The organism is Paenibacillus segetis (genome assembly GCF_014639155.1).
GTDB lineage: Bacteria > Bacillota > Bacilli > Paenibacillales > Paenibacillaceae > Fontibacillus > Fontibacillus segetis.
The window spans coordinates 565,143-586,221 of the sequence record NZ_BMFT01000001.1; the positions used below are offsets into that span (position 1 = coordinate 565,143).

22 protein-coding genes are annotated in these 21,079 nt (G+C 43.2%); 13 read left to right on the forward strand and 9 right to left on the reverse strand.

The window, feature by feature from the left end; all coding sequences use genetic code 11:
- The first annotated feature begins 12 nt into the window (after nt 1-12).
- The 8 genes from IEW05_RS02365 (at nt 13) to IEW05_RS02400 (ending at nt 6,201) form a co-directional block, all read left to right on the forward strand.
- Nucleotides 13-789 carry an ABC transporter ATP-binding protein gene (locus IEW05_RS02365; RefSeq protein WP_188535459.1) on the forward strand — a complete coding sequence of 259 codons (777 nt, stop codon included), beginning with the start codon at nt 13-15 and terminating at the stop codon, nt 787-789.
- A 14-nt stretch (nt 790-803) separates the two neighbouring features.
- Nucleotides 804-1,580 (forward strand): ABC transporter permease, encoded by a 777-nt coding sequence (locus tag IEW05_RS02370; protein ID WP_188535461.1) that lies wholly within the window; start codon nt 804-806, stop codon nt 1,578-1,580.
- 85 nt (nt 1,581-1,665) lie between these two features.
- On the forward strand, nt 1,666-2,184 hold the full coding sequence (locus IEW05_RS02375; protein ID WP_188535463.1) for a mismatch-specific DNA-glycosylase: 519 nt from the start codon (nt 1,666-1,668) through the stop codon (nt 2,182-2,184).
- A 142-nt stretch (nt 2,185-2,326) separates the two neighbouring features.
- A complete protein-coding gene (locus IEW05_RS02380; RefSeq protein WP_188535465.1) occupies nt 2,327-3,097 on the forward strand; it encodes an amino acid ABC transporter substrate-binding protein in 771 nt (256 codons plus the stop codon).
- Nucleotides 3,098-3,176: 79 nt separating this feature from the next.
- Nucleotides 3,177-3,836, forward strand: coding sequence for an amino acid ABC transporter permease (locus tag IEW05_RS02385; protein ID WP_188535467.1), 660 nt, complete (start codon nt 3,177-3,179; stop codon nt 3,834-3,836).
- Between the two features lie 15 nt (nt 3,837-3,851).
- Nucleotides 3,852-4,595: an amino acid ABC transporter ATP-binding protein gene (locus tag IEW05_RS02390; protein ID WP_308420365.1), complete on the forward strand. Its 744-nt coding sequence runs from the start codon at nt 3,852-3,854 to the stop codon at nt 4,593-4,595.
- A 57-nt stretch (nt 4,596-4,652) separates the two neighbouring features.
- A complete protein-coding gene (locus IEW05_RS02395) occupies nt 4,653-4,886 on the forward strand; it encodes a hypothetical protein (RefSeq protein ID WP_188535469.1) in 234 nt (77 codons plus the stop codon).
- Between the two features lie 115 nt (nt 4,887-5,001).
- Nucleotides 5,002-6,201 carry an SGNH/GDSL hydrolase family protein gene (locus tag IEW05_RS02400; RefSeq protein WP_229753231.1) on the forward strand — a complete coding sequence of 400 codons (1,200 nt, stop codon included), beginning with the start codon at nt 5,002-5,004 and terminating at the stop codon, nt 6,199-6,201.
- On the opposite strand, the gene IEW05_RS02405 is transcribed toward IEW05_RS02400, so the two are convergent.
- Entirely contained in the window at nt 6,202-7,824 is a 1,623-nt protein-coding gene (locus IEW05_RS02405; protein ID WP_188535471.1) for a response regulator transcription factor, read from the reverse strand.
- A gap of 8 nt (nt 7,825-7,832) precedes the next feature.
- The gene (locus IEW05_RS02410) at nt 7,833-9,641 is read right to left on the reverse strand and encodes a cache domain-containing sensor histidine kinase (RefSeq protein ID WP_188535473.1); all 1,809 of its coding nucleotides are present in this window, start codon (nt 9,639-9,641) and stop codon (nt 7,833-7,835) included.
- Nucleotides 9,642-9,764: 123 nt separating this feature from the next.
- Here IEW05_RS02410 and IEW05_RS02415 point away from each other — a divergent pair, with 123 nt between their 5' ends.
- From IEW05_RS02415 to IEW05_RS02430, 4 genes are all read left to right on the forward strand, one after another.
- Nucleotides 9,765-10,646 carry a carbohydrate ABC transporter permease gene (locus tag IEW05_RS02415; RefSeq protein WP_188535475.1) on the forward strand — a complete coding sequence of 294 codons (882 nt, stop codon included), beginning with the start codon at nt 9,765-9,767 and terminating at the stop codon, nt 10,644-10,646.
- Nucleotides 10,646-11,479, forward strand: a complete 834-nt coding sequence (locus IEW05_RS02420) for a carbohydrate ABC transporter permease (protein WP_188535477.1) — start codon at nt 10,646-10,648, stop codon at nt 11,477-11,479. The genes IEW05_RS02415 and IEW05_RS02420 overlap by 1 nt, the downstream gene beginning before the upstream one ends.
- Nucleotides 11,480-11,548: 69 nt before the next feature.
- Nucleotides 11,549-12,853, forward strand: coding sequence for an ABC transporter substrate-binding protein (locus tag IEW05_RS02425; RefSeq protein ID WP_188535479.1), 1,305 nt, complete (start codon nt 11,549-11,551; stop codon nt 12,851-12,853).
- A 354-nt stretch (nt 12,854-13,207) separates the two neighbouring features.
- Nucleotides 13,208-15,184, forward strand: a complete 1,977-nt coding sequence (locus IEW05_RS02430; RefSeq protein WP_188535481.1) for a GTP-binding protein — start codon at nt 13,208-13,210, stop codon at nt 15,182-15,184.
- Nucleotides 15,185-15,279: 95 nt separating this feature from the next.
- Here the strand turns inward: IEW05_RS02430 and IEW05_RS02435 are convergent, their stop codons facing one another.
- The 3 genes from IEW05_RS02435 to IEW05_RS02445 form a co-directional block, all read right to left on the reverse strand.
- On the reverse strand, nt 15,280-16,005 hold the full coding sequence (locus IEW05_RS02435; RefSeq protein ID WP_188535483.1) for an HAD family hydrolase: 726 nt from the start codon (nt 16,003-16,005) through the stop codon (nt 15,280-15,282).
- A 101-nt stretch (nt 16,006-16,106) separates the two neighbouring features.
- Complete coding sequence (locus tag IEW05_RS02440; protein WP_188535485.1) at nt 16,107-16,934, reverse strand: TPM domain-containing protein; 828 nt, start codon at nt 16,932-16,934, stop codon at nt 16,107-16,109.
- On the reverse strand, nt 16,931-17,569 hold the full coding sequence (locus IEW05_RS02445; protein ID WP_188535487.1) for a LemA family protein: 639 nt from the start codon (nt 17,567-17,569) through the stop codon (nt 16,931-16,933). Before IEW05_RS02445 ends, IEW05_RS02440 begins: the two co-directional genes overlap by 4 nt.
- 448 nt (nt 17,570-18,017) lie before the next feature.
- Between IEW05_RS02445 and IEW05_RS02450 the strand changes: the two genes are divergently transcribed.
- Entirely contained in the window at nt 18,018-18,209 is a 192-nt protein-coding gene (locus IEW05_RS02450) for a hypothetical protein (RefSeq protein WP_188540910.1), read from the forward strand.
- Nucleotides 18,210-18,301: 92 nt separating this feature from the next.
- Here IEW05_RS02450 and IEW05_RS02455 read toward each other — a convergent pair whose 3' ends face one another.
- The 4 genes from IEW05_RS02455 to IEW05_RS02470 all read right to left on the reverse strand — a co-directional run bounded on the left by IEW05_RS02455 (nt 18,302) and on the right by IEW05_RS02470 (nt 20,914).
- Nucleotides 18,302-19,225, reverse strand: coding sequence for an AEC family transporter (locus IEW05_RS02455; protein ID WP_188535489.1), 924 nt, complete (start codon nt 19,223-19,225; stop codon nt 18,302-18,304).
- Nucleotides 19,203-19,724, reverse strand: a complete 522-nt coding sequence (locus IEW05_RS02460; RefSeq protein WP_188535491.1) for a threonine/serine exporter family protein — start codon at nt 19,722-19,724, stop codon at nt 19,203-19,205. Before IEW05_RS02460 ends, IEW05_RS02455 begins: the two co-directional genes overlap by 23 nt.
- 27 nt (nt 19,725-19,751) lie before the next feature.
- Entirely contained in the window at nt 19,752-20,510 is a 759-nt protein-coding gene (locus IEW05_RS02465) for a threonine/serine exporter family protein (protein ID WP_188535493.1), read from the reverse strand.
- A 65-nt stretch (nt 20,511-20,575) separates the two neighbouring features.
- Nucleotides 20,576-20,914 (reverse strand): L,D-transpeptidase, encoded by a 339-nt coding sequence (locus IEW05_RS02470; RefSeq protein ID WP_188540692.1) that lies wholly within the window; start codon nt 20,912-20,914, stop codon nt 20,576-20,578.
- Nucleotides 20,915-21,079: the final 165 nt, after the last annotated feature.

Here is a 21,079-nt window from a genome sequence, read left to right on the forward strand (position 1 = left end):
GGAGGTGCTCCAATGGCAGTTACATCACCAGCAAACACGATCTTTATTGAAAGCTTGAATAAGAGTTATTCTCAGCACACCGTGGGAGAACTCCATTACATTATTAAGGATGTGGACTTGGTCGTCAAAGGAGGAGAATTCTTTGTTCTCCTTGGACCAAGCGGATGCGGCAAATCAACGCTGCTTAATATGGTAGCTGGTTTTGTATCTAAATCATCAGGGAATTTGCGGGTAGGCGAAGCTGAAGTGGGGCGTCCTGGTCGAGACCGGGCCGTAGTCTTCCAACAGGCAGATTCCTCGTTGTTTCCTTGGCTCACCGTAAGGGAGAATGTCGAGTTCGGGCTACGTATGAAGCGAATTCCAAGGAAGGAACGTACAGCGATTTCCGATAAATACATTGGTTTGGTGGGATTGACCGGACATGAGCAGAAGTTTCCCCGCGAACTTTCGGGAGGGATGAAGCAACGGGTACAATTAGCCCGCGTATTATCGAACGACCCCGCCATTCTGCTGATGGATGAGCCTTTTGGGGCACTTGATGCCATGACAAGGAAGACGATGCAGAGGGAACTAGCTAGTATTTGGCGGAATACGGATAAGACCGTCATTTTCGTGACGCATGATATTCAAGAGGCGCTTATGCTCGGACAGCGGATCGGGATTATGTCGGCAGGACCTTCATCTAAGATAACGGACATCTATGAGGTTCCGCTACCTTATCCTCGGGATATCTACGCTCCCGAATTCCATGCACTGTATGATCGTATTCAGTCTCATTTCGATGAATAGTGAGGGGGAGTCAGATGAGTTTTCTACGAAAAAAATGGGTGATCCTACTATTGCTATGGGGAGTGGGATTGACCCTATGGCAATTACTCTCACTTTTATATGGTCCCGAGGTATTACCAGGACCGATCTACACAGCCAAAGGAGGACTTGAACTTCTGGAGGATGGTTCCATCCTTAGATATATCGGGATCAGTTCTTTCAGAGTGCTAATGGGTTGGTCCCTGGGGAGTCTGTTGGCTATTCCGGTTGGATTAATCATTGGTAAAGTGGATATTGTTCGTACATTTGCGGAGCCATTTCTTAATTTTATACGTTTTATTCCGCCGATTGCCTTTATTACTTTGTTTCTGGTCTGGTTCGGGATCGGAGAAACGTCGAAGATCGCTTTGATATTATACGCTACCTTTTTCATTGTCGTATTGAACACGCTAACTGGAGTACTCTCTGTAGAGGAGGATAAAGTTCGATCAGCCAGGAGCATGGGTGCTTCAGAGTGGCAAATTCTCGTCCATGTTATTGTTCCAGCAACAGTTCCCTATATATTTACCGGGATTCGGCTCGCAATGGGCACTTCGTATATGGCGATCATAGGCGCTGAAATGATTGCTTCAAACGAAGGCGTTGGTTATTTAATCTGGAACTCACGTCTGTTCTTCCGTACAGATTGGATATTTGTTGGACTGATTTCTTTGGGTTTAATGGGTTTTTTAACCGATCGTGCAGTTGGGTTCCTTGGACGAAAGTTATTGTTTCGTTATGGCGTTGTCAGTTCGACTTCACTTAGAAGGTAGTTCGATATTTGTAAATCAGGGTCTCTTTCTGTACAATCGATTCCATCAATATTCGTAATCGATTATACGGAAGGAGACGTTCCTGATGGAGGGAATACCGGATCATCTAGATTATGGCTTAGCCATCGTTTTTATTGGATTTAATCCCAGTCTACGATCGGGAGAGACAAGGCATCATTATGCGAATCCACGCAATAATTTCTGGAGGATCTTGCACTTATCGGGGCTGACTCCACGTTTATATAACGCCTCCGAGGACCAAGATTTGCTGAAGTTAGGATACGGGTTCACGAATATCGTGGCTCGCCCGACACGTGGTGCAGAGGATATTACTAAAGAAGAATATGCTGAGGGCAGGGAGATTCTTCGTGATAAGCTGAGGAAGTATCGCCCACAGGTATCATGTTTTGTTGGCAAAGGAGTATACAGTGAATTTAGTCGTAGAGCACACGTTGAATGGGGATTTCAGCAGGAATCAATTAATGAAGGTGTTCACGAATTTGTCGCTCCTTCGTCTAGTGGACTGGTACGCATGAAAATGGATGAAATCATAGCGATCTACCGGCAATTGAGCCTATTTACGAGCAAGGACGATCATTTATAGAGTTAAATCTCAATATATAATACGTGTTGAGCTCCTTTCAACTCTCGACTCTTCTAAGGCAATATGTTATCATAGGACTCTGATAACGTATTAACGAACTAAAGTGAAATGAGAGTTTGCAGATAAGAGGGAGAGATTTACGATGAAGAAAATAGCACTTATAGGTTTGGTATTAGCAATGATGATTCTAGCAACAGTTGGATGTTCTAGCTCTAGTAAGGACGACAACAAATTAGTGATTGGGATAGACGATAAGTTTGCTCCACTTGGATTTAGAGACGATAATAACGAAATTGTTGGTTTTGACATCGATTATGCAAAAGCGGCAGCGGAGAAAATGGGGATGGAAGTTACTTTTCAACCAATCGATTGGAAAGCAAAAGAATCCGAGCTGAATAGCGGACGAATTGATCTTATATGGAACGGTTATACCATTACGGATGAACGTAAAGGCAAAGTGTTGTTCACCAAGCCGTATTTATCGAATAGCCAAGTCGTTGTTACATTGGCTGATTCAGACATTGTTGCTATATCTGAACTAGCGGGTAAGGTCATTGGTTTGCAATCATTGTCTTCTGCAGCGGATGCGTTGGATGCAAATCCAATCAAAGCAGAAGTTAAATCAGTCTCTGAATTTCCTGATAACGTACTTGCACTCAGTGATTTGAAGACGAAACGTTTGGATGCGGTGGTCATTGATGAAGTTGTTGCTAGGTATTATATGTCCAAGGAACAAGGGACATTCAAGTTACTTACTGAATCACTTTCTCCTGAAGAGTACGGCATTGGCGTGAAGAAGGGCAATGAGAAATTGCTAGATAAGCTACAGAAGGCGCTCGACCAACTGAACGAGGATGGCACAGCAGCGACGATCTCTAAGAAATGGTTTGGCGAAGACAAGGTGCTGAAGTAGAACGAGAATCTAGAAAGTATCATTGTATAAAACCGGATTCGTCAAAAAATCCGGTTTTTGTTATTGAGGAGACGAGTATATGAGCTTGGAATATTTAATCAGAATTACAGGACCCATGTTAGAAGGAGCACGAACGACTATTTTGTTATTCCTGCTTGCCATTGTGACCTCGATTCCACTTGGATTCGTATTTACACTCATGGTGAAGAGTGCAATCAAGCCGTTAGCTTGGCTAGCGAATGGGTACATCTACATCATGCGAGGAACACCACTGCTCCTGCAGATGTTATTCTTCTGTTTTGGACTCCCGGTTATTCCAGTGATTGGTGAATATTTAGTTATGGACCGTTTTGTTGCAGCTTGTCTGGCGTTCACACTTAATTATGCTGCATATTTTGCTGAAATTTTCCGAGGTGGTTTGTTGTCCGTAGATAAAGGCCAATATGAAGCCGCGCAAGTGCTTGGTCTAGGACGCTGGCATACGATGACTCGAATTGTGCTGCCACAAATGTTCAGGGTTGCCTTACCTGCCGTGTCTAACGAATCTATTACAATGGTAAAAGATACAGCACTACTCTATGCCGTAGCTGTACCGGAGTTACTGCATTTTGCACAGACTGCAGTGAACCGTGATTTTACAATTATGCCGTTCTTTATCGCCGGAATTATCTATTTACTCATGACTCTCGTATTAACTCTATTATTCAAATGGCTTGAGCGAAAATTCAAATTTCAATAAAGGGACTGGCTTAATATGGCGATCATCGAAGTTACGAATCTCAAGAAATCCTTCGGAAATCTTGAAGTGTTAAAGAATGTTTCTTTTGAAGTCCAGCAAAGTGAGGTTGTGGCCGTTATTGGTCCATCAGGTTCTGGTAAAAGCACGATGTTACGTAGTCTGGTCCATTTGGAAGAGGTAAACGGTGGCAGTATTAAAATTGATAACGATTATATTGTCAAAGAAGGACACTATTCCAGTGTGCAGCAAATCAAAGGGATTACGGCTCGTATGGGCATGGTATTCCAACATTTTAATCTGTTTCCGCATCTGACCGTACAAGACAACTTGGAGCTGGCTCCGAAGCTAGTGAAGGGACAACCAGCAGCTGCGTTACGCAGTAAGAGCTCTGCTCTGTTAGAGAAGGTAGGATTGTCAGATAAAAGGGAAGTGTATCCACACCATCTTTCAGGTGGTCAGAAACAGCGTGTGGCGATTGCGCGGGCATTAATGATGGACCCTGAAATCCTGCTGTTTGATGAACCTACCTCAGCACTCGATCCCGAATTGACTGGTGAAGTATTAGAGGTTATGAAGAGACTTGCCGAGGAGCAGATGACGATGGTCATCGTGACACACGAGATGGGATTCGCGAGAGAAGTTGCGGATCGAGTTGTATTCATGGCGGATGGCCAGTTTATCGAATCTGGTACACCGGAACAGTTATTTGGCCATCCTAAGCATGAGCGAACGAAGGCGTTCTTGAACCGAATCTTGTAATTTATAAAAGATAGCCTGCTTTCTGTCGATATAAGAAAGTGAGGAGGAATTAATAATATGAGAGTTAAGAAAATAAATCGTAAGAGATTAGTGGATGCTCTGTTGCTGGCTGCTCCAATTGCTGCAAAAGCAAATTATGAATGGCCAAAGCATACATTCGATTATGACATCGGTGAAGATCTGAAACTTGAAGTAGAGTTTTTGAAAGACTTATTTGAGCACAATACGGATTACATCATGGAGAAATGGTACGGTGGAAAAGAACTGACGGAAGGCCTATTGGATAAATAACAATGTGAGAAACGATACATGGCGACGCCTCTTGGCGTCGCTTCTTTGAATTATTATAGGTTATCAGCTATATTGAAAAAGTGTTATATACATACTCAACTATGGAGGACTTACGATGGATATCAATGGAGCTATAAGCGGTCGCGGGCAAAATAATGAATTAATTATGCGGGGGGACTATACTTCAGCAACCGTTGTTTCTACGACAACAAATTATATTATGAACAAGGATGGTGCATTTACGCACACCTATCGGACTTATATTAAACTCAGAGAGAATGGACCACTGAATCTGAAATTTTGGCACAGTAATGCTATAGATTCGACTTGGGATATGGGAGAAATTGCTAGAGGCAGTCAGTTAGGGGGAGAATGGCTGATCGAGGCTGCTTTTGTGGCAGATGGTGGGAAAACCCCTAGTGGTGATGTAGTAGAGGGCTCTCAAATTCCAGTCACTTTTGCAGGTCATGATACCAAAAGAGTAACACCCGGTGAGAAGTTCTGGAGTGATGAAGTTTGTATTCATCTACCCGAAGGGCATTATCTATCCTTTACTTGGACGATTAGTACAAGTTCACCTGAAATGACGGTTCCGTATAACGTAGAGCAGATGCTCGTAACGGCTTATGATGCTCCAGGAAATGTAGCGCATCAGGAGTCTGCTGTTTCATTTACGGAATCAGACAACTTGTTGGTACTCCCTAGTTATATTGGCTATAAGAAAGATGTGGCGGAGCATATTGTATTCTTGGGCGATTCCATAACACAGGGCGTTCGCACTACCAAAGACGCATATGAATATTGGGTTGCGAGGATTGCAGAAGAAATGGGTACAAATGTTGGGGTATGGAATATTGGTTCAGGATGGGGTAGGGCCTACGATACGGCATCGGATGGATCATGGCTATTTAAAGCTAAGCAAGGGAACAAGGTGATCATCACCCTTGGTGTTAATGACATTGATATCGGCAAACGGAGCGCAGAGCAACTATTAACAGACCTGACAACGATTGTGTCCAAAATAAAAGAGCAGAACCCGAAGGCAGAAATTATTATGTTCACAGTGCCAACGTTTAATTTTAGAGATGAACAAGAGGATGTATGGCGCAAGGTAAATCAAACGATCCTTACGAATCCACCTGAAGGAGTAGGTCAGGTATTCGACGTTGCTAATGTTCTCTCTCAGGCTGCGCCCAACGATAACCTGCTGAAGCCTGAATACATGAGTTCAGAATATGATCCACATCCAAATGGCGTAGCAGGTAAAGCGATTTGTGAAGCATTTATGAGTTGGTACCTGAGAGAGAGTAGGTAATTAGGGTATTAATTTACTTCGATAGGTCTTAGGTGAGACGCCTTCTTGTTTCTTGAAGACCTTACTAAAGTATTTTACATCGTGAAAACCAACCATCTCGGAGATTTGCGATAATTTGAGATGGGGATTTTGCATAAGCAGCTTTGCTTTATCAATTCGATACTTTCCGATGTAGTCCGAGAAGTTGATGCCAAACTCTTGTTTGAATTTACGCGATATGTATTCGCGGCTAACGAAGAACTTCCCTGCGATCTCTTGTAGTGACAGGTCATCTTGGTAACGCTGTTCAATATACTTGACGATATTATTCATCGTATTCTTCTCTTTGACTTGGCATGCTGATATCTTCAGCATGATGCGCTGCATCAACTCAAAGGACCAGTCACGCCAAGCAAATAAGGAGAAAGAATAACCATTTGCATGCGGTGCCGGATGTTCAAGGTCGGCGCGTTCAAGCTCAGCTAGAGCCTGTTCTGCATCCCCACCCAAAGTTTCACGCAGCAGTTGTGAACGGAATAGGAGTGCATCATCCTTCCAGGTGTATAACATTTCTGGTGTTATTACGCCTCCCTTACTAAGTTCGTTTATCCAACGCTGTGCGGTGGTTGCCAATGCTTCGGATTGCCCGCTCATGATCGCCATCTTCCAATCCTCTTTCACAATAGAAAAGTACGTTTGGGAACCTGGAATAGTTCCAGGTTCTTTGGTCGTGAAGTGATGATATTCTTCCGGATGAAGCAGATTCCGGCGTCTGAGAGCTTCGGCAGCATCTTTATATTGAATAGGTAGACTAGTAGGTAACACTCCTGGATGACTGATTCCAAAATGCATTCGTCTTTGTAAGGTATGGAAGATACCTTCATTGATTTTTCGTACGATCTCAATCGGTGATTCGTGAAGGTCCCATAATAGTACAGCAATTTCCGGGGCATTCCAATAATGAAAAGCAACTCCAAGCCTAGAAGGCTGAAGAAACTCATTACAAATATTAATGATGGAATACTGCAAAAGCTCAATGTCTCCACCGAATCTTGTCAGGAGCGGACTGTCACTAATATCGATTTGCAACAATAGGAGTTGGCAGATGCCTGCTTTGTCTGGGATAACTCCTTCAATTCGCAAGCGACGAAGTGAAGCCTCAGCAGTTACCGGATCATCAATGAGTGCAGAGAGTAGTTTTTCGCCATAAATCGGTCTAAATTCGTTAATACGAATGTTCTGTAATTGTTGATCCTTTCTTTCTTGTTCTTCATTACGCCAAGCAGCTACCGCATTGGCAACGGCGGTGTTGATAGCATCTGGTTCAATTGGCTTTAAGATATAATCGATCCCACCATGACGTAAGGTTTGTCTAACAAATTCAAAGTCATTATGTCCACTTACGACGATAAATTTAGTTGTTCCAGAAAATTCACTGACCCAAGATATGAGTTCCATACCATGGCCTAAATCCATCATCATGTCCATAATGACCAAGGCAGGCTTACTTTGCCGGATAATTTCAATAGCCTCGTTTCCACCACTTGCCTCGATAATTTCATCGATTCCATGGGTTGTCCAATCTACGAGTAAGCGTACAGCCTTCCGTACACGTGCCTCGTCATCCACAATGAGTGCCTTCATCTACAACCTCACGCTCCACTCCTGATGTCAAATTCTAATCTGATCATAATACCCCCGGCTTCCAAGTTGTCGATTTCCAGAGAAGCATCCTCACCGCATACTAATTGCAAACGAGTGAGTACATTCGTAAGACCGATACGTGGACCTGGAGTTTGTCTAAGACTTTCTGTATCGTCAGTTGGACTAATATCCCTAAGATTAGCTTGCTCCAATTCCGTGCGAAGGGATTCTAACTTAGCTAGAGGAATCCCCGTACCATTGTTAACGATGCAAATTTCTACACGATTTGCTGGAAGCGGCAATGCCTTCAATTCTATCGCTCCATTTGATGTTCCACGGAATCCATGCTTGAAATAATTTTCAACAATGGGTTGAAGAATCATTTTAGGCATCGGGACGGACAGAAGAGATTCTTCCACATCGTAACTGAAACTAAATTTATTTTCAAACCGTTCCTTTTGTAGCTCGATATAAGCTTTTACATGCTCCAATTCATCGTGGAGAGTCACTGTCTGATCATTATTGTGCATACTGTAGTGCATCATTTTTGCTAGCGCCGAGAGTAGCGCATATATTTGTGGCACCTTGAGCTCAAGTGCGAGAGTGCCAATAATTTGCAACGTATTATTGAGAAAATGCGGGTTAATCTGAGCTTGTAGCGCACGTAGCTGGTTTGTTTTGTTCGAAAGTTCCAATTTATATTCCTTCAGAATTAAGTTGTTGATGGTATCCATCATGCTACCAAATCGCCGTGTCACGATACCGATCTCATCGTTACCCGCAGGAGTAATATTTACGTTAAGGTTACCGGCTTCAATCTGATTCATATACCGTGTTAGCTGTTTGATTGGTGCGGTTATTTTGATAGAGATCAAAATAATAGCCGTAATGATGATGATAAGTGAAAGTGCCAGCAGTAAGAGGTTAATCTTCACCGCTTCGTTTGCTTCGCGTAGCAGGTAAGGAACGGGAATCTTCTTGACTAAGGTCCAGTCGGCACCGGGTCCTATAATTTTTTGATAAATGAATACAGCTTTGTCCATTTCAAAATATCCCTGTTCTTGGTCGCCCTTCAAAATTTGGTTGTCATACCATTTCGCTTGTAGCTTGTTCCCGATTACATCCGACTGATTTGTATACACAATATTACCTTGATGGTCCACAAGAAATAGGTCCTCTTGGTTCTGATCATATAACTGTTCAAGGATTTCAGTAAGGGCAGATAGTTTTAAATCAATAGATAAATAACCTAAAGCTTGGTTGGATGGTATTCTCTCGATACGTCGGTGTAGCGAAATTACTTGATCTTTAGTTGCTTGTGGTAAAGGAGAAGTCAGACCATAGTTATGGCTTATATGAGTACTCTGAATCTCAAGCGGTTGGGTCCCTGTTATATTTGAGTCTACGTAAGGGGCAATCCCTTGCCAACGTCTTGAAACATTTTGCGCAAATAGCGTAGCTTTCTTATCTTTTACACCATACAAATACACTTGAAAAATGTCCGGCATTGATGAAGAAATGAAATTTAGTGACGAATAAATCTCAATATTGGACGACATATCATCGTAACCACTTTCGAGCAGTCGATAAAAATCAGAATCAGAATAGACCGAGAGCGAAATCCGATTGAGCTCTTCCAAGAGACTATTTATATTACGGTAACCTTGGTATAGTAGATCCTTATTCTCTTCGACGGCTCTAGTTCTAAGGGATTGTGTGGTATGGGTATAACTGACGATCATTGTAGCTACTATACATAGAATTGTAGGAAGTAGCATGAAAACAATAAGTTTGGTGCGAATGCTGTTCCATTTCATATGGAGTCACTTCCGATCAATATATTACACCTTAGTGGTCATTTACGTCGGTGTAAGATGAGTTGTTTATTGTACATAATAACAGTATACAACAAAGCTTGATATGGAAAGGGGGGGGCTATTATGCGTGGTAAAAAATGGTCCCAGTTTGGTCAACAGCTCTTTTTTGTTGGTCCAGCTACCGTGTTCTTTACCTTAATGATGATAGTTCCATTTTTGATGGGGATGTATTATTCCTTTACAGATTGGAACGGAGTTTCCGGGAATGTCATTTGGGTTGGATTTGATAATTTTCGTAATATATTTACAAACGACGCTGACTTTTGGTCTTCATTTTGGTTCACTTTACGATTTACTTTACTTGGCGTAGTTCTGACGAATCTTGTGGGCTTCTTTCTGGCTTACTTTCTGACTAAACCACTTAAAATGAGAAATGCTCTTCGAACAATTTTCTTCATGCCCAATGTAATTGGGGGCTTACTATTAGGGTTTATATGGCAGTTTATCTTTATTAAAGGCTTCTCAACCTTAGGAGACCTTACAGGATGGTCCTTCTTCCAACTCCCATGGTTAGGTGATGCGACCACAGGCTTCTGGGCAATTGTCCTTGTCTTCATTTGGCAGTCTTCAGGATATTTGATGGTTGTCTATATTGCTTCACTCAGTAATGTTTCCAAGGATGTGCTGGAGGCAGCGGAAATTGACGGAGCTACTCGCTTCCAGGTTCTACGTAGTATTATCGCTCCTTTAATTATGCCAGCTGTGACGGTGTGTCTATTCCTTTCGATATCTTGGTCCTTCAAAATGTTCGACCTTAACCTTTCACTGACAAAAGGTGGTCCATTCAAATCGACCGAATCTGTAGCACTTAATATTTATAACGAAGCCTTTTTAAATAACCGATACGGTCTAGGTACAGCTAAGGCATTATTGTTCTTCCTGATCGTGGCTATTATCACCATCATTCAGGTGCGTATTACGAAGAGCAAGGAGGTCGAAGCATAATGGAGACGAAAGCCAAGAGCAGATGGAACATTGCGACAGAGATCATTATGGTCGTCATTGCTTTTATTTTCCTAGCTCCGTTCTACTTCTTGTTCGTGAATTCGGTGAAATCATTCGGTGAGATCCTGAGTGATGCTGCTAGTTGGCCAACTAAATTCAGCTGGGCTAACTACGCCAAAGCCTGGGACCTAGCACGCTTCTCGGAAGCCTTTGTCAACTCCTTGACCATTACCATTATTAGCGTTCTATTGATTTCGTTAATTAGTGCAATGGCCGCCTACCGAATGGTTCGCGCGGATTCCAAATTCAATAGAGTTTTGCTTCTATTGTTTGTGGCAGCAATGGTCGTTCCTTTTCAAACGATCATGATACCTGTACTGAAGATTGTAAACGTCTTAGGTGTTAACAACAGCATGATCGGCTTGTTGATAGCTTACCTAGGTCTTAACGTTCCAATGGCAATCTTCTTGTTCCACGGCTTTATTAAATCCGTACCACTTGAGATCGAAGAAGCGGCTACGGTTGACGGATGTAATCCAATTACGGTATTCTTCCGAATTGTACTGCCTTTGCTCAAACCCATGTTAATGACCATTATCGTATTGAATGCTCTAGGAATATGGAATGATTACTTACTACCGTCACTCATTCTACAGAGTCCAAACTTAAGAACGATTCCACTAGCTACATTCTCATTCTTTGGGCAATATACGAAGCAGTGGGATTTGGCTCTACCGGCGCTCGTGCTTGGTATTGCACCGATCATTGTGTTCTATTTGTTCATGCAGCGTTACATCGTTGAGGGAATAGCGGCAGGCTCGGTGAAGGGTTAATCCCTTCACCAGAGGACACCGTTCCAAATAAATAAGTTAGAATAAAAACTACAAGGGGGAAGATCAGAAATGACGAAGAAACGGCTTGGAATGTTCTTATCAGTTATGTTGGTAATGAGTATGCTGCTTGCAGCTTGTGGTGGTAATAAAAACACGGATACATCAAACTCGGCTGGAAATGGAAGCGCTGGCAAAACTGGTGAAGTTAAAACAGTTAAAATATTTCAGTTCAAAACCGAAATTGTTGAAAGTCTGAATGAGCTAAAGGTAGAGTTTGAAAAGGAATATCCGAATATTAAGCTTGATATACAAACGATAGGTGGCGGTGCCGACTACGGTGCAGCTTTGAAAACGAAGTTCGCTTCTGGTGATGCACCTGATATTTTCTCCAATGGTGGATATGCTGAAATGGATACCTGGATGGACAAGCTAGAAGATCTGTCCGATCAACCATGGGTAAAAGATCTAATTCCTTTGGCTGCAGAGCCTATGACGAAAGACGGCAAAGTGTATGGTATGGCCATGAACCTTGAAGGTATTGGATATGTATATAACAAAGATTTGTTTGAGAAGGCTGGAATTACCGAAACTCCAAAAACAATCAGTGAGCTTGAAGAAGCTGCTAAAAAATTACAAGCCATTAACGTAATTCCTTTTGGTAACGCATATCAGGAATGGTGGTTGATCGGGAACCAAGGGATCAGCGTTGCATTCTCACAACAAGATGATGTGGACGCCTTTATCAAAGGTCTGAATGAAGGAACGACAACCATCGTTGGTAATGAACGTTTCAAAGAATGGAGCAACTTGCTTAACCTTACTGTGAAATACGGTCAAAAGAATCCTTTGACCACAGATGCTAACACTCATTTAGCGATGTTCGCCAATGGTGAAATTGCCATGATGCAAGAAGGTAACTGGTCGCAAACCCTGATCGACAACATTAATCCAGATATGAACATCGGTATGTTCCCTATGCCAATTAGTGATGATGCTGAGAAGAACGACAAGTTGACCGTGGGTATTCCAGCTAACCTTGTTGTGAATAAAGATTCTGGCTCGAAGGAAGAAGCTAAGATATTCCTTAACTGGTTGGTAACTTCTGATATGGGTAAAGAGTACATTGCGAAGAAATGGAAATTCATCCCTGCTCTATCTACAATTCCGGCAACTCCTGAAGATATCGGTATGTTAGGTGCAGACGTATGGGAGTATGTTAAAGCAGATAAAGTGTATGGCTTGCAATCCTCTAAATTCCCTGATGGTGTTACTCAGGAATTCGCCAGCGTAATTCAACAATTAATTGCTAATAAAGTGGATGTGAACGGCTGGATGCAAGGTATGCAAAATGCTTGGGATAAGCTCAAAAAATAAGGTTAAATAAGATAGAACAACATGATTCTATATCTCAGTGTGTTCAATCTTGAATGAAGGCTGTGAATGAGGGGTGCTTCTGCATATTTCATCTTAATGGATGAAGCAGAGGCAGCCTTTTTTCTATTCGGGGACAGAGGGAATAGATTGGAATTTCTCCAGTTAGTTGATTATATACATCCTTGCTAAGAGAAAAGAGAAGTTTTATTCCTACCCCAGTGTGCTGTATGGATGCTCCAGAGAAAATATATTGGACATGGAAGCCTATGGCGTCGACATTCTGGAGATTCCGTCTTAGTATAAGTATACTAGGCAGTTCATTTATTGGACTTATACGATAGGAGTTAATCATCGATGACACTTTCAGGCGCCAAACGGCTTAATGTGGGTATTTTTGCCCATGTAGATGCGGGTAAGACCACAACGACCGAACATATTCTATACGAAAGTGGACGAACCCGGGCTTTGGGTAGTGTGGATGCAGGTACCGCGGTAACGGATTCAATGGATATTGAAAGACAGCGGGGAATTTCTGTACGGGCGGCTATGACTTCATTTACTTGGAAGAACGTTCAAATCAACCTTGTGGATACGCCAGGTCATGTCGACTTTCTCTCGGAGGTCGAGCGTTCACTAAGAGTGATGGATAGTGCTGTATTAATCATCTCAGCGGTGGAAGGAGTGCAGCCGCAGACCGAATTGATCTGGAATGCACTGCGGAAGCTTAAAATACCTACATTGATTTTTGTGAATAAGATGGACCGGATTGGTGCAGATTCGAAGCGAGTGTTGGAGCAAATTAGAACTTATCTGTCTCCGGATGTTCTACCGATCCAATTGCCACTCGGACATGAACAAGATTTTTACACCGCAGTAGATTTATGGTCCACTGATGCTGATCCTGATGCTCAGCAGTCATTGTTTGAAAGTTTGGCTGAACGGGATGAATCCCTTTTAGAGTCATATATTAGCGGCGAAGATATTTCCTTGGAACAATGGCGAGAATATGCGGTGAATTGGTCAAAATCTGCAAACATATTTCCATTGCTGTACGGATCGGCCGCCAAAGGAATTGGAATTACCACGTTATTGGACGCGATGGTCGCTTATTTACCTGAAGCGGGCGGTGATGCAGAGTCGCCATTGTCCGGGATTGTCTTCAAAATTGAACGAGACAAGAGTATGGGCCGGATGGCATTCGTTCGTTTATACGAAGGTACCTTGCGGAATCGAGATATGATCATCAATCACACACAGAGCATCCAAGAAAAAGTTACGCAGATTCGCAAAGTAGATGGGGGTCAAAGTGAGGATCTGGGATTATTAATGGCGGGAGATATTGCAGCCGTTTGTGGATTAGCTCATGTTCGCATTGGTGATGTGCTTGGGGTACCCGATTCAATTCCCGCTGAAGCAAAGTTAGCCATCCCACTATTGACCGTTCGGGCGCACTGGAACAACGAGGTGGACTATCCCAAGGTTGTGCAGGCACTTCAGGAATTATCCGATGAAGATCCACTCTTGGATGTCCAGTGGTTACAGGATGAACGGGAACTACATGTAAAGGTAATGGGACCTATTCAACTTGAGATATTGAGTAGTGTACTGGAGACAAGGTACGGTCTGCAGGTGACTTTTGGTAAGCCGTCGGTTATTTATAAAGAGACACCGAAGTCGGTGGGGGAAGGATATATTGCTTATACGATGCCTAAGCCGTGCTGGGCGGTTCTTCGCTTCCGCATCGAACCAGGGCCGCGGGGCAGTGGTCTACAATATGATGCTCAGGTAAGAACAGATGACTTGTTGCTCCAATATCAGAATGAAGTAGCAAGGCGCGTACCCGAAGCCTTACAGCAAGGATTATTGGGATGGGAAGTTACGGATTTGAAGGTGACTTTGATCGAAGGACAGCATCATGTATGGCATACTCATCCACTTGATTTTGCTGTCGCTACTCCGATGGGCATTATGGATGGTTTGGCAAACGTAGGGACTATATTGCTTGAACCTATCCTGCGGATTCGGATCGTTGTACCCGAGGAGAATGGGGGGCGGGTCATGAACGATTTGGTACAAATGCGGGGAACGTTTGAGCCACCAGTACTTCAAGGAGATCGAATGGTAATCGAAGGCTATTTGCCAGTAGCAACCTCCATTGATTATCCAATTGAATTAAGCTCATATACAAAGGGTCGAAGCACGTTTACATCTTTTTTCGCTGGTTATGAAGAATGTCCTAGTGATGTAGTAGCTGAGCGAACTCGAAGAGGGGTTAACCCGTTAGATCAATCAAAGTATATTCTAAGCGTTCGTAAAGCACTGCTAGGGTAGGGGAAAAGGCCTTGAATAAATATAAGAGACTGGTTTCAAGTAGATCGATCCTACTTGAAACCAGTCTCTTTGAGCTTTCACAAAGAATAATGACCTTAGTTCTTCCCAAGCAAACAAGCCGTCAAATCAGCATAGCTAGCGCAGCGATGATGGGGGCGATGTGCGGATTCAGGTTGTACCCCTCGGTGGTTGAACCAAATAACGTTCCATTCAGCACTTGAGGCACCAACGACATCGTTGCGCCAAGAATCACCAACATAATAGCAGTTGGAAGCGATCAATCCAAATTTATTGGCGACATGATCAAATAGCTTACGGTCAGGTTTTGTTATACCGAGTGCACCTGAGATAAAGATCTGTTCAATTGGAATGATGTTCAAGAGATCTAGCGCATGGATTTTGTTCATCTGGTGTTCAGGGGGACCATTTGTAATGATTCCAACGAGAACCCCTTGAGTTTGCAACTGTTGTATCAATTGTAGTGCTCCATCGAACATTTCGATTTCGAATTGTTTACTAAGATACTCGGCTTGTATAGCTGCAGCCTGCTCTGTAGGAATTGTAATATCGAACTCGGCGAGCGAGAGCTGGAAGCGGCTATTACGCATAGCTTCCAAATCACGCTCCAGTGTTGGTGTTCCTCCGTACTCTGCGGATAGCTTATCGCTGTAATAGCGCATCCGGTGATAAGCGGGTTCGTAAGGGAAATCATCGCCAGTCGACAGAATAGTTTGCAGTGCAAGGCGAAAAGGGATTAAGTGATCGTAAAGTGTATCGTCTAAATCAAAAAAAACTGCTCTTTGTGTTGTGTTGGATTTCATAAGATGCAGACTCTCCCCTTTAAGCGGAGAATATAGTTTAAGCCTCCGCATGGTATGTACGGACCATTATACCGGGAGGGGGTGTTATTGGACAAGATCATTTAGAATCTTCGACTTGCACCGCCACCACCAGAGGAACCGCCTCCTCCTCCGCGACCGCCACCGCCAAATCCGCCACCACCACCGCGTCCACCGCCACGACCAAGTATACTGAAGAGGAAGAACGTTAGAGTACCGTGGAAGAAAATGAAGTCTATCGCGAGAAAGATGACAATTAGGATGATCCAGCCAATCGGTAGATCTCTTTTTTGGTTATCTGTGGTTTGCGGTACCGAAATATTCTGCGGAGTTAATTGGTCTTGTACACCATATTCTTTGGCTACTTCGTTATATAACGTCTTATAGGTTTCTACAATGGCTTCACCAGGCTGATTATTCACCAAATATGGGATAGTTACATTATCTAGAATTCGACCTACTTTACCGTCGGGTAAGGCTCCTTCTAGTCCATATCCTACCTCAATGCGAAGCGGGCGATTACCAGGTTCCCCGTCTTCCATCGATAATAATAGGAGTACACCGTTGTTGAGCTTCTTGTCACCTAGTCCATATTTTCTAAGCGCCTGTAGGGCATATTCTTCAACCGTGTAACCATCTAGTGTCGTTACGGTTAGTACTCCAATTTGCGCCTTTGTACGATCCTCAAGTGCTCTACCAAGTCTGATAAGTTCATTAGTTTGCTCTCTGGACAGTAGATTCTCGAAATCCTGAACGTAGATATCACCACGAGGCTCAGGGATGGCCGGAGCCGCACTGACCATTGGGGCAAGCGACAGGAGCAGGACGAGCATCAGGGTCAATACCCTGAGGTATCGCCCATGACGCCGGACTATGTTCTGAATGAAAGAATCAAGTCTCAAATGATTCATGCCCCAGTTCTCGCCGAAACGGCTGTGTTGTTATTGAAGCGTAGTGAGGTATCCTCCGTTCCGAAATCTACTTCAGGATTATTTCTCGATTCTGGAGTCGTTTCGAAGTAATCTTTTTTGTCGAAGCCAAGTATACCGGCCATTAAATTCCCTGGAAAACGCTTGATCAGTTTGTTGTAATCAGCTACGACATTGTTATAGTCCACTCGTGCCACCGCGATCCTGTTCTCTGTACCAGCTAGTTCATCCATTAATTGAGTGAACTGAGCGTCAGCCTTCAGGTTCGGATAATTCTCCACAACAACTAAGAGTCGACTCAGAGCATTTTGAAGTTGTCCGTCGGCCTCAGCTATTTCATTCGGGGTACGTGCTCCTCCTAGTGCAGCCCGTGCATCGGATACGGATTTGATGACATCTTTTTCGTGTGCTGCATATCCTTTTACCGTATTGACGAGGTTGGGGATGAGGTCATATCTACGCTGTAGTTGTACTTCAATTTTGCTCCACTCCTGGTCTACTGTCTCTGAAGCGGTAACGTATTTGTTGTAGTTGCCTGCAAATACCGCTATGAGAATGACAATGAGCCCTATGACGATGACGAGTGGTATCAGACAGCCTTTTCCTTTGGAATTCATAGTTGATTTCCTCCCTTTAAAATAAATAAATAGCTTTCGTTGTAATTTCTAGTTTAAATACTTTGTGTAGTATTCCCAGAAACTAAACGATCAAGAAGTGAACAATTCGAAACATAATAAACGATACGATCTGAGTAGCGAAAGGTTTCAATAACCGTAACATGACATCATTGAAACAATTTTACCCCAAAGTTCTTTAGTTGTACTGTAGCTATAAATGTAAGGAACGATATGGGAGGATTACAGAGGATGTTTAAGAATCATTCCGGTGAGGGCCTCAGGTTAAGAAGGATGCCCGTTCATCTAGTCTTAAGAGCCTTCAGCATGTTTTCCCTTAAGAAATAATGTCTATATACTTATAGAGGTAGTTCAAAAGATCAATATGGATCACACAATAACTTTTGGACACACATCAGCATGACTATAAAGTATAGAGGAGTTGGCTTACTTGGCTTATGATGACGTGTTGGTACGTCGGAGTGAAATGTTGAAACGACGGATTGGTGAGATGGTCACCAGGGAAAACCAATATGGACTGGGAAATCAAGAGAGTCATTTTCTTCGCCGAATGGTTCGAGAGCTTTATCAGACGGAATTTGAGATGAATGGGAAGCCGGGGGTTAACGTCGGCGAGTCATAGTAGTTAACGATTTAAGGAGATGGCCTGCGATTCGCAGGTCATCTCCTTTTATGTATACATAAGTTGTACGTTTACTATGCCAAGCCTATAGATTAACCTACGTATTTCGCCAAAGAAATGATAATCGTGATCGTAATAACGTTCAGAATAGTAGAGAGAAGTACGGTTTGTGCGGCGAATTCAGGTTCATTATTGTACTCTTCAGCCAAGATAGCTGTGTTGACTCCAACGGGCATACTGGAGGCAATCAGTAGAGCCTGAGCTGGAATTCCTTTTAGACCAAGTAGTAATACAAGCATAAAACCTATGATTGGACCGATCAGCAGACGGAGGAACACACTGAAATATACTTCAATCCGGTCCAGTTGAAGTGGGTATTTAACGATTTGGGCTCCCAATGTGAGCAGTGCGATTCCGACCATCGAGTCAGCTATATAGCCGAGAGGCTTTCCGATGAATTCTGGCAATGGAATGTCTAGCCAGTGAAAGGCGATACCTAGAACGAGGGCATAAGGGACCGGCATTTTCAGAAAACCAATCAAGGATGCCTTGAGGTTAGCGCCAGACTTGGCCCTTTGCACGGACATGACACCATAGGTGAAGGTGACCAGACTTTGAAATGACATGATCAGTGCCTGAAGTGAGGTAGCTAGGGGATCACCCTTGAATACTAGGTTATTTATTGGTAATCCATAATTACCGGAATTATCAAGAATCAGACTGTTCGTGAAGGCTGCTCTCATTCCCGGAGACATGTTAAGCTTGCGGCTGACAAGCATGCTGACGCAATATAATAGAAGTATGTATAAGACATAAAAAAGAGTGACGTTTCCCAATAGTTCGGGGGACATATCAGAATGATAGAGACTCAGGAATACAGCTGCTGGCGTCACATAATAGAAATTAATTTTGGCCAGTGTATATAGATCGAGGCGAAAGGCGCGTTGCATCAATGCTCCAAGTCCAATTAGTACAAAGATAGGTAAGACTACATCAAGTAATATCTCCAGTATCATCTTGTATTTCAGCTACTTTCTGTTGTGAATCGCCGTTTGAAGTAATAGGTCCTGATCCCATTTTAGGTCGCCTTCTTATGGTTTTGGTAATCATTTGATTCATAACCTCAGATAATACAAGACCAATAGCAATTGAACCTGAGATCAGAAAGGCTTGTGCCGCAAGCTGAACGGCTGTGTTATATTCATTCTCAACAAACTTCCGCATGGCATCATAGGCGAGACCACCTGGGACTAGCGGGATAATTCCTGCGACACTAAACACGATTACAGGTTTCTTAGATAATCGTGCAAATAATTGGCTGACGACACCAACGATAAAAGTGGCGATTACAGTGGAATACAGTGAGTCTAAGTAGAACCCGACCATGATGTAAGTCATCCAACCTAACATGCCGGATATACCACACTTGAATAAGGTTCGTTTCGGAGTGTTAAATAACATACCGAAAGCTGCAGATGAAATAAAGCTGGCTAGAAACTGCACGGCAAGTGCCATATTGATCTAAGACCGTCCTTCCATATGTCAGAAAAATGTGAACATGACTGCGATACCTGCGCCAATGGCGAAGGCAGTGAGAAAAGCTTCAGCACCACGAGATAAACCGGAAACTAGATGTCCAGCCATGAGATCTCTAACTGCATTCGTAATGACAAGTCCAGGAACGAGCGGCATAACCGAGCCAATAATAATCTTATCTAACGAGACTCCGATCCCAAGGGTTACTAGTAGCATAGCCAATAGCCCGACTAATAACGAGGCGGTAAACTCAGCAAAGAATTTAACCTTCACGAGGCGGTGGAAGAGAATAAATGCCGAGAAGGCAAGTCCACCGCAGAGGACACCAGGAATAAAATCAGGAAAACTTCCCTTGAACATTAAAGTGAAGCAACCACTCGCAATCGCAGCACCAGTAATCTGTAAAAAGACAGGATAAGCATGTGTGGATAAATCAATTTCGATGAGCATTTGATGAGCTACAGCGACCGAAAGATCCCCGCTACTCAGTTTGCGCGAAACGTCGTTGACTGCGGAAACTTTCTGCAAATCAGTCGTTCGATCAGCAATCCGGACCAACTTAGCGGGTTCTGTCTCCCCGGATTGAAATATAATCATGGTTGGAGTCACGGAACTATGGGAGGAGACTAGTCCCATAGCCGTTGCCATCCGACTCATCGTGTCTTCGACTCGGTAGGTCTCCGCTCCACTTTGCAGCATGATTTTACCCGCCAGGAGGCATAGCCTGACGGGTTCTTGACCGGTGGCTATCGCACCGTTGCTCATCGTTGTTCACCCTTTTCAATATTCTCATGACATTATATCACGTGGAATAGATAAAGGAGAATCATTCAGGGACGGATTGTTACCCTAGTTCCGATGGGAACAAGAGCTGCCAGTGTTAGAACATCTTCATTGTGCATTCGGATACAACCGTGCGATACTTCTTTCCCAATTGAGGAAGGATCATTGGTACCATGAATGCCATAATGAGGTTTGGACAAGCCCATCCAGAATGCCCCAAAGGGTCCTCCAGGATTAGGTTCCTTATTAATGATAACGTAATCCCCTTCGGGGGTTTGAGTTAGCATCTTGCCAATTCCAACGGGGAATGCTCTTACGACAACATTATTGTCGAGTAAATATAACTGTCGATCTGACAAATCAACAATGATCCTGTAATTGGGAATTGTAATCCCCTCCTGATTGAAGTTATAGTTACTTATGTATATTCGGCGTATTATTTCTGCGAACCATATACGCAGTGTGGGAAATTTTGTATATGTCATCGAGTAATGCAGGCTACTTCCGTTGTGTGATATGCTTGTACAGAGTGTGTTTCTATGATTAGCGGG